The sequence below is a fragment of the Microbacterium sp. SORGH_AS_1204 genome (assembly GCF_030818935.1).
Lineage (GTDB): Bacteria > Actinomycetota > Actinomycetes > Actinomycetales > Microbacteriaceae > Microbacterium.
Genome location: NZ_JAUTBD010000001.1, coordinates 2630832 through 2643070, shown reverse-complemented (window position 1 = coordinate 2643070; position 12239 = coordinate 2630832). Strand labels below are relative to the sequence as shown.

Genomic DNA, 12239 nt, shown 5'->3' with positions numbered 1-12239 from the left:
GCGCGGCGCGGATACGATGTAGTGATGACCCGCGTCGCGCTCATCGATGATCACGAGTCCGTCCGGCTCGGGTTGGAGGCGGCGCTCGCCCGTACCGAGTCGACCGAGGTCGTCTTCTCCGGGGCCAACGTCGCGGCCTATCTCACGTGGCGGCAGGCGGCGGTGGCATCCCCCGCAGACGTGGTCGTGCTCGACCTGACGCTCGGCGACGGCACGACCGTGTCCGAGAACGTCGACCGGGTGGTGCGTGACGGCTCGAGCGTCATCATCCACAGCGTCGCCGACCGACCGGCGGCGGTGCGCGAAGCGCTCGCCGCGGGGGCGGCGGGCATCGTCAGCAAGTCGTCGCCGACCCACGAGGTGCTGGGCGCCATCGGCACGGTCGCGCGCGGCGAGCTGCTCGACAACGTCGAGTGGGCAAGCGCGGTCGAGGGCGATCGCGAGTTCGCGAGCGCCCAGCTGTCGACCCGTGAACGCGAGGTGCTGCGACTGTACGCGGCGGGTCTGCCGTTGAAGGCCGTGGCCGAGCGGCTCGGCGTCGCGTATTCGACCGCCAAAGAGAACATCACCCGGGTGCGCGTGAAGTACGTCGAGGTGGGGCGCCCGGCGCCCACGAAGGTCGACCTGCTGCGCCGCGCCATGGAAGACGGCATTCTGCAGGACGCTCCCGACGGCGCCGCGCGACATGACTGAGACCGGGAGGTCGGTGCTCGACGAAGCATGGGGGCGCATCCCGCAATCGCGCGAGACCCAGGCCGATCAGGGCTCCTTCACCCAGACGCGGATCGAACGCGTCATCCATCTCATCGCCGGTTGCGGGTCGCTCGTGCTGGGCGCGCAGGCGTTCGCCGCGGCTCTCGGCTCGCCCGCCGACGCGGTGGGGTGGCACGTCCCCCTCATGGTGACGGTCTTCGTGCCGCTCGCCGCGATGATCGTCGCGTGTCTCATCGGCCGGTTCACCCGCGTGTTCGCGGGGATCTTCGCGGTCGTGTTCGTGGTGACGCTGTGGGTGTGGCCCGTGGCGACCTCGGCGGGGCCGGCGGCGACGTCCGCCGAAGATCCGTGGATCTTCTACCTCGTGAACGTGGCGACCGTCGCCGGCGTCGTCGCCTTCCCGCTCGCGTTGCAGATCGTCTGGACGGTGGCGACGCCCATCCTCTACGGCGTCATCCGCCTCATGCAGGTCCGGCTCGAGGGTGATTCCGTCGTGACGATCGCGCTCGACGTGTCGTTCGCCCTCATCCTCGGCAGCGTCCTGCTCACCCTCGGCTGGATGTACCGGTCCATCGCGTCCAACGTCGATCAGGCGCGCGCGGCCGCCGTGGCCAGCTACGCCTCGGCGGCGGCGACGGCGGCGACCGAGAACGAGCGGGTCGCGGTGGCGGCCCTGATGCATGACAGCGTGCTGGGCGCCCTTCTGGCTGCCGAGCGTGCCTCGACGCCGCGCGAGCGCACCCTCGCCGTCAGCATGGCGCGCGAAGCGCTCACCCGCCTGGCCAACGCCGAGAAAGATCCGTTGGAGGGCAGTGACGAACCGGTCCCGGCCGCACGGTTGGCCGACGAGATCGAGTCTGCCGCCGAGGAGATGGGCGTGCAGGTGCGCGTCAGCCGACAGCTCGAAGACGGCACGCCGCGCGTGCCCGGTCGTGTGGCCCGGGCCCTCGTGCTGGCCGCGCTGCAGGCCGTCGCCAACGCCGTCCAGCACGCCGACGCGCAGGGGCTCGCGGTGCAGCTGACCGGGTCCGTCTCCCCGGGTGGGGTGGCTGTGCGCGTGCGCGACAGCGGCCCCGGCTTCGATGTCGCCACGATCGCGCCCGACCGTCTCGGCATCCGCGGGTCGATCCACGCCCGTCTCGCCGCCGTCGGCGGGCACAGTGAGATCGAGTCCCATTCGGGCGGCACCACCGTGACCCTCGAGTGGGAGAGCGGTGACCGCTGGTGACCGTCCGCGCCATCCTGTCGTGCCTGGGCGTCGCCCTCACGGCGTATCTGGCGGCGCGCGGTCTCATCTGGACCTCGCCCGAGACGGTCGAGCGCGGCTGGCTGCTCGTGCTCGCGCTGGTCATCTACCTGCCGGTGACGTGGCTGTGGATCTTCGCCATCGGCGTGCGCGACCGGCCGAAAGAGGTTCCGGGCACCCCGCCACCGCGGGCACCGGGATGGCAGGTGGTGCTCGCGTTGGCCACGACCGTCGTCGTGTCGAACATCACGTTCCTCGCCGTCACCGAGGAGGGACGCGCGCAGCCGTTCGTGACGTGGGTGATCGGCGCCATCGGCGCGCTGATGATCGTCGTGATGACCCGCCGACGCCCGGTGGCCGCGTGGACGGGCATCGCTCTGCTCGCCGTGGCGACGTCGCTGTGGCTCGGACCCGTGCAGGCGCTGAGTCTCGGCCTGGTGGGCTCCATCGTCTGGGTGGCCGCGGCCCAGCTGGTGGTCTTCGCGCTCGACCGGGCGGCACGCGATGCCGAGCGGCTCTCGGAACTGCAGCAGGCGGCGTCGGCCTGGCAGGCGTCGCAGAGCGGGCGTCAGCGCGAGCGCCGTCTGCACGTGCAGCGTGCGCTGCAGACGGCCGGTCCGATCCTGTCGCGCACCATCGAGAACGGGGGCAACCTGCGTCCCTCCGACAAAGAAGCGGCGCGACGCGCGGAGGCCCGTCTGCGCGACGAATTGCGCGGCAATCGTCTGCTCGACGACGACGTGCGAAGCGAGATCGACGCCGCCCGCTGTCGGGGGGTCGCCATCAGCCTCTTCGACGAGGGTGGTCTCGATGGTCTCGGCGCCGAGGAGCTCGCCACGGTACGTCGGGAGCTGGCAGCGATCGTGCGCGCCTCGGTGTCGGATCGCGTGATCATCCGCACCTCTCCCGACGACGAGATCGCCGTCACCGTCGTGGGGCGTTCACGCGGCGAGGATGCCACGGGCGACGACGACCACGTCGACCTGTTCCGCGAGATCCGCCGCCCGTACTGACGTGCCGCCTCGCGCTGACGTGCCGCCTCGCGCTGACGTGCCGCCTCGCGCTGACGCGCCGCCCGCGCTGACGCGCCGCCCCGCTGACGTGTCGCCCCGCGCCGACGCGCCGGGCGCTCGCCGTGAACGGCCGCCTCACGCTGACGCGCCGCCCCGCGCCGCCCGCGCCGGGCGCTCGCCGTGAACGGCCGCCCCGCGCCGACCGCGCCGCCCCGCGCTGACACGTCGCCGCCCCGCGAGAAACGCCGCACCCACCGACGCATCGCCCGCGACCGACACTCGCCGTGCCCGGCCCAGGCCCGGAAAGTCATGAGGGGTGAGAGGCGGCGATACGCCAGCCCCTCACCCCTGGCGAACGGTTACCCGAAAACCGTCCGCAAGGCCGGAACCGGCTCGGAGGGAGCGGCCCGGCCGAACGCATGATGCGTTCCAGCTCCTCCAGTATCCGAGAAGCGCGTACCGCCGTCTGTAGGTATTTCGGGGGACAGTTTCAGCCCGTGAAGCCGCGCCAGCCCGCGGCGCGGTCGAGGGGCGCACGCAGACCGCGGGCGTCGAGCTCCCACCGCGAGCGAACCGGCTCGTCGGCGACGGTCGCGCCGGCGACTTCGCGCGCATACTCCTCGCTGACGACGACGATCGCCGCCGCCAGCTCCTCCTCGGTGGGCGCGCCGCGCACCACCTCCACCACGACCGGCGGAAGCTCCCGGGCGTCGTCGGCGCCGGTCACAGCGGGATGTTCCCGTGCTTCTTGGCGGGCAGGCTCGCGCGCTTGTTGCGCAGTGCCCGCAGGGCCTTGGCGATCGACACGCGCGTCTGGGCGGGCTCGATGATCCCGTCGAGCTCGCCGCGTTCGGCGGCCAGGAACGGGGATGCCACGTTGTAGGTGTACTCGTTGGCGAGGCGCGTCCGCACGGCGGCGACGTCTTCGCCGGCCTCCTCGGCGCGCTTGATCTCGCCGCGGTAGAGGATGTTGACGGCGCCCTGACCCCCCATGACGGCGATCTCGGCCGTGGGCCAGGCGAGGTTGATGTCGGCGCCGAGCTGCTTGGAGCCCATGACGATGTAGGCGCCTCCGTAGGCCTTGCGCAGGATCACGGTGACCAGCGGCACGGTCGCCTCGGCGTAGGCGTAGAGCAGCTTCGCGCCGCGGCGGATGACGCCCGTCCACTCCTGGTCGGTGCCGGGGAGGTAGCCGGGGACGTCGACGAGGGTCACGATCGGCACCGAGAACGCGTCGCAGAAGCGCACGAAGCGGCTGGCCTTCTCACCCGCGTCGATGTTGAGCGTTCCGGCCATCTGCGAGGGCTGGTTGGCGATGATGCCGACCGTGCGACCCTCGATGCGTCCGAAACCGATGACGATGTTCGGCGCGAACAGCGGCTGCACCTCGAGGAACTCGGCGGCATCCACGATTCCGTCGATCACGGTGTGGATGTCGTACGGCTGGTTCGGAGAGTCGGGGATGACCGTGTTCAGCGAGCGGTCGGCATCCGTCGTCTCGAACTCGAACGGGGTGTCGTAGACGGGGATCTCGGCGAGGTTGTTGTCGGGGAGGTAGCTGATGAGGCCGCGCGCGTAGTCGATCGCGTCGTCCTCGTCGTCGGCGAGGTAGTGCGCCACGCCCGAGCGGGTGTTGTGCGTGTGCGCGCCGCCGAGTTCTTCCATGCCGACGTCTTCACCGGTGACGGTCTTGATCACGTCGGGGCCGGTGACGAACATCTGGCTGGTCTTGTCGACCATGATGACGAAGTCGGTGAGGGCGGGGGAGTAGACCGCGCCACCGGCGGCGGGGCCCATGATGATCGAGATCTGGGGGATGACACCGGATGCCGCGGTGTTCAGGCGGAAGATCTCGCCGTACTTGCCGAGGGCGACGACGCCCTCCTGGATGCGGGCTCCGCCGGAGTCGAGGATGCCGATGATCGGGATGCCGCTGCGGAGGGCCAGCTCCATGACCTTGATGATCTTGTCGCCGGCGACCTCGCCGAGCGAGCCGCCGAAGGTCGAGAAGTCCTGCGCGTAGACGGCGACGTTGCGCCCGTGGATGGTGCCGGTCCCCGTCACGACCGAGTCGCCGTAGGGGCGGGACTTGTCCATGCCGAAGGCCGTGGTGCGGTGGCGGACGTACTCGTCGAGTTCGACGAACGAGCCCGGGTCGACCAGCATCTCGAGGCGCTCGCGGGCGGTGAGCTTGCCCTTCGCGTGCTGCTTGGTGCGCGCGGCGGCTTCGGCGTCGACGACCGCCTCTTGGAACCTGTTGCGCAGGTCCGCGATCTTGCCGGCGGTCGTGTAGAGATCGGGCTGGTCGGTCACCCTCCCACCCTAGCGACCGCACCGGCGCGGGCGTTGGAGGGTGCGCACAAGTGAACGGCCGAGCGGCTGTGGCATCCTCCAGGCGGCGGCATCCGTCGTCCCCGCAACCGGATGCCATCACTTCGCGCATTCCCTAGGGTGTGGGCATGCCGATCCCCGCCGCCGGATACCCGCGCACCGCCGCCCACAGTCCCCGCGTCCAGGTGGTCGAGACCACCGACTCCACCAACGCCGACGTCGTCGCCGCGGTCACGGCCGATCCCGCCGGGTGGCCGCACCTCTCTGTGCTCATCACCGACGACCAGCGCGCGGGGCGCGGACGCCTCGACCGATCCTGGACGGCTCCCGCCGGTACGGCGCTCGCCGTCTCGGTCGTCGTGGACGCCACGATGATCCCGCCCGCCCAGCGTGGCTGGATCCCGCTCGCCGCCGGTGCCGCGATGACGCGGGCCGTGGGGCACCAGCTCACCGGCCACGGGGCGACCGCCGAGCTGAAGTGGCCCAACGACGTGCTCGTCGACGGCGGCAAGATCTGCGGCATCCTGGCCGAGGTCGTGCCCGGCTCCGCCGACACCGTGGTCGTCGGGGCGGGCGTGAACACGCGTATGAGCCGCGCCGACCTCCCTGTGACCACCGCGACGTCGTTCGCGGCGATCGGGGCCGAGTGCGACGACGATCGCCTGCTGGCAGACTTCCTCGACGACCTCGACAAGACCCTCGCCCGGCTGGCGCACGACGACATCGATCGGGTGCACCGAGAGATCGAGAAGCTCTGCGCCACCGTCGGCCGGGAGGTCACCGTGTCGTTGCCCGACGGGTCGACCCTGCACGGCACGGCCGCGCGCCTCGACACCGACGGCCGCCTCGTCGTGGAGGCCGGCACCATCGAGACGGTCGTGTCGGCCGGCGACGTCGTGCACGTGCGCTGACGTCCCCCTCCCGCGTGGCACCGGTGGGGCGCCGCCGTCGCATCGCACAATGGGAGGCATGAGCCAGCCCTCCACCCCCCTCGGACGCCCGCGCATGCCGGCGCCGGGAGCGGCGGCGCCCGAGCTTCGCATCGCGCGGCTGCGCTCGCACGCGCGGCGGCTGGGATGGTCGGCGCTGGTGCTGATCGGCGTGGCCGGGGCGACGGCGTACTTCTACGACAACCTGCCGGCACCGTACGAGAACTGGATGCTGCTGACGGCCGCCGGCGTGCTCGTGCTGCTGCTCGTCGTGCTCCCCTTCCTCGTCTGGCTGTCGCGCACCTGGACGATCACCACCCGGCGGGTGATCGAACGGTCCGGACCGTTCGGCGCCAACCGTCGCGAGATCTCGCACGTGCGCGGCTACGCGATCCAGTTGCGTCGCGGCATCCTGCAGCGCATGTGGGGGGCGGGCACCCTCACCCTCTCGAACGGGGTGGAGCCGGCGCTGCGGCTGAAGAACATCCCGAACGCCGTGCTGGTGCACGAGACGCTCGTCGACCAGGTCGAGGTCAATCAGATCCTCGCCCACCGCGATTCTCAGACCTTCGGTTCGGGCTCCGTCGGCCTCTGACCCGGGCTCACGTCCCCTCGACCGAGGTGGCTGAGCTTGTCGAAGCCTCCGGGGCCTCCGCACCCGCCCGACCCGGCTCGCATCCTCGCGGGCGCCCCGACAGAATGGATGCCGACGGAAGGAGCGGCATGGCGCTGCGAGTCGGAGTGGTCGGTGGCGGACAGCTGGCGCGGATGATGATCGCGCCCGCGGTCGAGCTGGGTGTCGAGATCCGGGTGCTCGCGGAGGACGAGGGCATGTCGGCGGCGCTCGCCGCGACCGCCGTCGGCGGATTACCGCGACGCCGACACCGTGCTGGCGTTCGCGCGCGACGTCGACGTCATCACCTTCGATCACGAGCATGTGCCGCAAGACGTCCTCGCCGCCCTGGTCGACGCCGGTGTCGCGGTGCACCCCGGTCCCGCGCCCCTCGGCGTCGCGCAGGACAAGCTCGTCATGCGCGCGCGCATGGCCGAGCTCGGCCTGCCGCAGCCCGACTGGGCCGCCGTCGCCGACACGGCCCAGCTGCAGGCGTTCCTCGACGCCCACGGCGGCCGTGCCGTGGTCAAGACCCCCCGCGGGGGATACGACGGCAAGGGCGTGCGTGTCGTCTCGGCGGCGTCTGAAGCCGACGACTGGTTCGCCGCCCTCGCCGAGGACGGCAACGGGGGTGCGCTCCTGGCCGAGGAGCTGGTCGACTTCAGGCGCGAGCTCGCGCAGCAGGTGGCGCGGCGTCCATCGGGCGAGGTGCGCGCCTACCCGGTCGTCGAGACCGTGCAGCGCGGTGGGGTGTGTGCCGAGGTGATCGCGCCCGCTCCGCGTGCCGACGACCGGGTTCAGCGCGTGGCGGCCGAGATCGGCGTGGCGGTGGCCGAGGGTCTGGGGGTCACCGGCATGCTCGCGGTGGAGCTGTTCGAGACCGCCGATGAGCGCATCCTCATCAACGAACTCGCCATGCGGCCCCACAACAGCGGCCACTGGACGCAGGACGGTGCCGTCACGAGCCAGTTCGAGCAGCACGTGCGCGCCGTGCTCGATCTGCCCCTCGGGTCGACGGATGTCATCGCGCCCTGGTCGGTGATGATCAACGTGCTGGGCGGCCCCGCCGAAGGCGGCCTCGAAGACCGCTTCGCCGCGGCGATGGAAGAGTACCCGGCCGCCAAGATCCACACGTACGGCAAGGCGCCGCGCCCCGGCCGCAAGGTCGGGCACGTCAACGTCGTCGGCGACGATCTCGACGAGATCGTCTACGAGGCGCGGGGAGCTGCGTCGTTCTTCGACTGAGCATGTCGCGTGCCGTTCCGCGATCTTCCAGCGAGCGCCCCTAGCCTGGACCGGTGACCCGGCCGCTGCATTCCTCCGAGACGCCCGTGGTCGGCGTCGTCATGGGCTCCGACTCCGACTGGCGCGTGATGAACGCCGCCAGCGAGGCGCTGACCGAGTTCGGCATCCCGCACGAGGTCGAAGTGGTCTCGGCCCACCGCACGCCCGACAAGCTCGTGCGATACGGCCGGGAGGCGCGCGGCCGCGGTCTGCGCGCGATCATCGCCGGCGCCGGCGGTGCCGCACACCTGCCGGGCATGCTGGCATCCGTCACCGCCCTGCCCGTCATCGGCGTCCCGGTGCAGCTGGCCACGCTCGACGGGATGGATTCGCTGCTCAGCATCGTTCAGATGCCCGCCGGCATCCCCGTGGCGACCGTGTCGATCAACGGGGCGAAGAACGCCGGGCTCCTCGCCGCGCGCATCCTCGGCAGCGCCGATGCGGTGCTCGCCGACAGGGTGGAGACCTACGCGCGCGACCTGGAGGCGCAGGTCGAGGAGAAGAACCGGCGCCTCAAGGACTTCCTGTGACGCTCGCCGCGGCGCGGCCGGGTGTGCGAGTCCCGGCGATCGAACCCCGTCCGCTGCGCAACCCCGACGCCGGCTCCACGGAAGTCATGACACGGCGCGGCTGGTGGCTGGTCGTGCTCAACTTCCTCATTCCCGGCTCCGCTCAGGTGCTCGCCGGCGGCCGTCGTCTCGGGCGGATCGGCCTGGGCGCGACGCTGGTGATGTGGACCCTCCTCGCGCTCGGCGCGCTGGCGGGGTTGCTCTGGCCGACGGGGCTGTTCACGCTGCTGACCGGGTCGTTCTTCCCCGACTTCCTCTCGGCGCTCCGGCCCGTGCCGCTGACGCTGGTGCAGATCGCGTTGTTCGCCTACGTCGGGCTGTGGATCGTACTGACCGTCGACACCCTCCGCCTCGTGCGGCTCGTGCGGGTCGGCCCCCTGGCACGGATCGCGATGGCGGTCGTGGCCGTGGTCCTGCTCGTCGTCTCGGGTTCTGGCGCGGCGTGGGCAGCCGGGATCGCGGGGAGCACGCGCGATGCGCTCTCGTCGCTGTTCGCTCAGACCGGCCCGGTCGTGCCGCCGTCCGACGGCTACTACAACATCCTCCTGCTCGGCGGCGACTCCGGAGAGGGCCGCGACTCGATGCGTTTCGACAGCATCTCGGTGATTTCCGTCAACGCCGATACCGGCGCGACGACGATCACCGGTATTCCGCGCGACATGCCGCACTTCCCCTTCGCCGCCGGCCCCATGCAGGACAGGTACCCGGACGGCCATCAAGGCCACGCCGATCCCACCTGCGGGTGGGGGAGCGGCATCAACCAGCTGCGCACCGAGGTCGAGGTCTGTCAGAACGGCGCCGAGATCTATCCCGACGCCGGCGCGAACAACTCCGAACCCGGCATCGAGGCGACGAAGGATGCCGCGGAGGGCATCCTCGGCATCCAGATCCCGTACTACGTGCTCATCGACATGAAGGGTTTCGCCGACGTGATCGACGCGCTCGGCGGTGTCGACATCACCGTGCAGGAGCGCCTGCCCAAGGGCGGACCCGCCTACGACGGCCAGCCCGTCGACGACTGGGCCTTCGGATGGATCGAGCCCGGCGCGCAGCACATGGACGGCGACACCGCCCAGTGGTACGCCCGCTCCCGGTACACCACCAGCGACTTCGACCGCATGCGCCGCCAGAGGGAACTGCAGGAGGCCGTCCTCGCGCAGTTCACCCCGCAGGTCGTCCTCGCGCGGTTCCAGCAGGTCGCCGAGTCCACCACGAACACTATTCAGACCGACCTGCCGCAGAGCCTCATCGCGCCGACCCTCGTCGATCTGGCGCTCAAGGCCAAGGACCAGCCCGTCAACACCCTCGAACTCACACCCGCGGGCGGGGTCGACGAATTCGACCCCGACTACGCCCAGGTGCAGCAGATGGTGCGTGACGCGCTGCACCCGGCCTCCGAAACGCAGGCACCGGCATCATGACCGTCTCCCTGCGTGTCGTCCTCGACCAGTTGGTGGCCCCGACGTCACCCGATCTCGCCGAGGCGTCGGCATCGCTCACCGAGGCCCTCATCGCGACCGCTCCGCGCGGCTGCGACGTGTCGGCCATCGTGCCCGCTCCGGGAATCCCCGACAGCGCCGCAGTCGCAGGGCTCAGCTCCGAGACGCGCCTAGCCGTGCGCCGGCGCGAGCTCGCGGCATCCTGGCAGCTGGGCGTCGCCCCCGGCATCGGCAAGGGACTCATCCACTCGCCGACCGCGCTCGCTCCGCTCGTGCGGCACGACCGCGTCAACGACACGCACCAGATCGTGGTGACCCTGTGGGAGCTGCGCGCCTGGGAGACGCCCGAGGAGCTGCCCAAGGCCGAGATCCTCGCGTGCCGCGCGCTGCTCGCGCGCGTGACCAAGCACGCCGACGCCGTCATCGTGCCCACGCACGCGATGGCCGAGCGTCTCGCCGAGGTCGCCAAGAGCAAGCTCTCGAAGAAGGTGCGCGTCATCGGCGGCGCGCCGGCGGCCGGCATGCGCGTGCCCTCGGATGCCGTGGGTCGCCTCCGCGCGCTCGAACTGCCGTCGTCGTTCCTCGCGCTCGCCGGCGGCGCGGCGCCCTCCGACGGGCTGGCCGCCGCCTTCGCCGCCGTCGCCGCCTCGACGTGGGAGGGCGACGTCGTCGTCCTCGACGTGCCCGAGGGTGAGGAGCCGGCCGTGGCCGACCTCGCCGCTGCAGCCGGCGTCGCCGAGAACCGCGTGCACAGCCGCGGCGCGCTCGACCGATGGGACCGGGCGGCCGTGCTCTCGCACGCGGCCGCTTTCGTCGCCGCCTGCGGCCGATCCGACTGGCCGTGGCGCGCGGTCGACGCCCTCGCCGTAGGCGTACCGATCGTCGCTGTCGACACGGCGGTGCATCGCGAGGTGCTGGCCGACGCCGCCGCCTTCGCTCCCGCCGAGGATCTCGGCGACGCGCTGGCGCGTGCGCTGGGGGAGGACGCCGAGCGCCTGCGCGTGCTCGCCGGCGACCGCGCGAAGGGCTTCGCCTGGAACGCCGCCGCAGACCGCGTGTGGGCGCTGCACGCCGAGCTGTGACGCTCGCGGGCGGGCGCACATCACGGCCCTAAGCTCGACACCATGACTGAACGCGTCGGGATCGTCGTCCGCACCCGGCAGCGGCCGGAGTTCCTGCGGCGCGCGCTGGCCGACATCGCTGCGCAGTCGTTCCGCCACTTCCGCGTCGTCGTCGTCAACGACGGGGGAGACGCCGCCGAGGTCGACGGGGTGGTCGTCGCCTCCGGTCTCGACGCGGTGGCGGTGCACCACATCGCTCCGGGCGCCGGGGGCCGTTGCGTCGCGGCCAACCTCGGCGTCCGCGACGCGGGCACGGAGTACGTCGTGCTGCACGACGACGACGACCGCTGGCATCCTGAGTTCCTCGCGCGCACCGTCGCGTGGCTCGACACCCACCCCGCCGACTCGGCGGTGGCCGTGCCCACCGAGATCGTCTACGAAGAGCAGCGCGAGGGTTCGTGGACCGAGGTCGGGCGGGCTCCGTTCTGGGCCGGCATGCAGCGCATCTCGCTGACGGAGATGCTGAGTGTGAACCGCGCGGTGCCCATCTCCGTGCTCTACCGTCGCTCCCTCCACGACGACATCGGGTGGTACGACGAGACTCTCGACGCGGTGGAGGACTGGGACCTCTATCTGCGCATCCTTCGCCGCGGCGACATCGCCTTCCTCCCCGGCGAGGCGCTCGCGTTCTGGGCGCAGAGACCGGATGCCACCGGCCTTGACGCCAACAGCATGTTCGCTCTGACCGCGGAGCACGCGGTCGACGACGCGCGCGTGCGCGACCGGGCGCTCGTGGAGTGGGTTCGCCGCGAGGGCGCGGGCCTGCCGCTGTACATGGCGTCGCTCCACGCGGAGACCATCGCGCACATCGACGCCCGGTTCGAGGCGTTGGAGCGCACCTTGCATGCCCGTATCCGAGACGATCTGCGCCACGAACTGGACGCGCATCAGCCCGTCTGGTCTCGACTCCGGCGACTGCGACGGCGCCTCGGTCGCGGGTGACGGCGGCCCGCCTGCGGCGTGGCAGCGACTACGCCGAC

At 71.6% G+C, this 12239-nt stretch carries 11 protein-coding genes and 1 pseudogene; 10 read left to right on the top strand and 2 right to left on the bottom strand.

The annotated features are described in order from the left end of the window. The first annotated feature begins 24 nt into the window (after positions 1 to 24). Genes QE410_RS12135 through QE410_RS12125 form a run of 3 tightly spaced genes read left to right on the top strand, consistent with a single transcriptional unit; the run spans position 25 to position 2973 of the window. Complete coding sequence (locus tag QE410_RS12135; RefSeq protein ID WP_307332301.1) at positions 25 to 693, top strand: response regulator transcription factor; 669 nt, start codon at positions 25 to 27, stop codon at positions 691 to 693. After that, positions 686 to 1942 (top strand): sensor histidine kinase, encoded by a 1257-nt coding sequence (locus tag QE410_RS12130; protein ID WP_307332298.1) that lies wholly within the window; start codon positions 686 to 688, stop codon positions 1940 to 1942. The genes QE410_RS12135 and QE410_RS12130 overlap by 8 nt, the downstream gene beginning before the upstream one ends. Then, positions 1939 to 2973 carry a hypothetical protein gene (locus tag QE410_RS12125; protein WP_307332295.1) on the top strand — a complete coding sequence of 345 codons (1035 nt, stop codon included), beginning with the start codon at positions 1939 to 1941 and terminating at the stop codon, positions 2971 to 2973. The genes QE410_RS12130 and QE410_RS12125 overlap by 4 nt, the downstream gene beginning before the upstream one ends. A gap of 490 nt (positions 2974 to 3463) precedes the next feature. Here QE410_RS12125 and QE410_RS12120 read toward each other — a convergent pair whose 3' ends face one another. Together QE410_RS12120 and QE410_RS12115 are read right to left on the bottom strand one after the other, a co-directional pair. Next, entirely contained in the window at positions 3464 to 3700 is a 237-nt protein-coding gene (locus tag QE410_RS12120; RefSeq protein WP_307332293.1) for an acyl-CoA carboxylase epsilon subunit, read from the bottom strand. After that, positions 3697 to 5286, bottom strand: coding sequence for an acyl-CoA carboxylase subunit beta (locus QE410_RS12115; RefSeq protein ID WP_058232074.1), 1590 nt, complete (start codon positions 5284 to 5286; stop codon positions 3697 to 3699). Before QE410_RS12115 ends, QE410_RS12120 begins: the two co-directional genes overlap by 4 nt. 146 nt (positions 5287 to 5432) lie before the next feature. On the opposite strand from QE410_RS12115, the gene QE410_RS12110 reads away from it, so the two are divergent. The 7 genes and pseudogenes from QE410_RS12110 (at position 5433) to QE410_RS12080 (ending at position 12201) form a co-directional block, all read left to right on the top strand. Beyond that, a complete protein-coding gene (locus QE410_RS12110; protein WP_307332288.1) occupies positions 5433 to 6215 on the top strand; it encodes a biotin--[acetyl-CoA-carboxylase] ligase in 783 nt (260 codons plus the stop codon). A 58-nt stretch (positions 6216 to 6273) separates the two neighbouring features. Then, positions 6274 to 6828: a PH domain-containing protein gene (locus QE410_RS12105; protein WP_307332286.1), complete on the top strand. Its 555-nt coding sequence runs from the start codon at positions 6274 to 6276 to the stop codon at positions 6826 to 6828. 128 nt (positions 6829 to 6956) lie between these two features. Then, a pseudogene (locus QE410_RS12100) lies at positions 6957 to 8091 on the top strand (5-(carboxyamino)imidazole ribonucleotide synthase). A 101-nt stretch (positions 8092 to 8192) separates the two neighbouring features. After that, a complete protein-coding gene (gene purE, locus QE410_RS12095) occupies positions 8193 to 8660 on the top strand; it encodes a 5-(carboxyamino)imidazole ribonucleotide mutase (protein ID WP_307334516.1) in 468 nt (155 codons plus the stop codon). Then, positions 8657 to 10120, top strand: a complete 1464-nt coding sequence (locus QE410_RS12090; protein ID WP_307332283.1) for an LCP family protein — start codon at positions 8657 to 8659, stop codon at positions 10118 to 10120. The genes purE and QE410_RS12090 overlap by 4 nt, the downstream gene beginning before the upstream one ends. Beyond that, entirely contained in the window at positions 10117 to 11220 is a 1104-nt protein-coding gene (locus QE410_RS12085) for a glycosyltransferase (protein WP_307332280.1), read from the top strand. The genes QE410_RS12090 and QE410_RS12085 overlap by 4 nt, the downstream gene beginning before the upstream one ends. 42 nt (positions 11221 to 11262) lie before the next feature. After that, positions 11263 to 12201 carry a glycosyltransferase family 2 protein gene (locus QE410_RS12080; RefSeq protein ID WP_307332277.1) on the top strand — a complete coding sequence of 313 codons (939 nt, stop codon included), beginning with the start codon at positions 11263 to 11265 and terminating at the stop codon, positions 12199 to 12201. The last annotated feature ends 38 nt before the right edge of the window (positions 12202 to 12239 follow it).

What these genes read in the sequence shown, in the direction of transcription:
- QE410_RS12135 (WP_307332301.1), top strand. Translation starts at nt 25, where the DNA reads ATGACCCGCGTCGCGCTCATCGATGATCACGAGTCCGTCCGGCTCGGG.
- QE410_RS12130 (WP_307332298.1), top strand. Translation starts at nt 686, where the DNA reads ATGACTGAGACCGGGAGGTCGGTGCTCGACGAAGCATGGGGGCGCATC.
- QE410_RS12110 (WP_307332288.1), top strand. Translation starts at nt 5,433, where the DNA reads ATGCCGATCCCCGCCGCCGGATACCCGCGCACCGCCGCCCACAGTCCC.
- QE410_RS12105 (WP_307332286.1), top strand. Translation starts at nt 6,274, where the DNA reads ATGAGCCAGCCCTCCACCCCCCTCGGACGCCCGCGCATGCCGGCGCCG.
- purE (WP_307334516.1), top strand. Translation starts at nt 8,193, where the DNA reads ATGGGCTCCGACTCCGACTGGCGCGTGATGAACGCCGCCAGCGAGGCG.
- QE410_RS12085 (WP_307332280.1), top strand. Translation starts at nt 10,117, where the DNA reads ATGACCGTCTCCCTGCGTGTCGTCCTCGACCAGTTGGTGGCCCCGACG.
- QE410_RS12080 (WP_307332277.1), top strand. Translation starts at nt 11,263, where the DNA reads ATGACTGAACGCGTCGGGATCGTCGTCCGCACCCGGCAGCGGCCGGAG.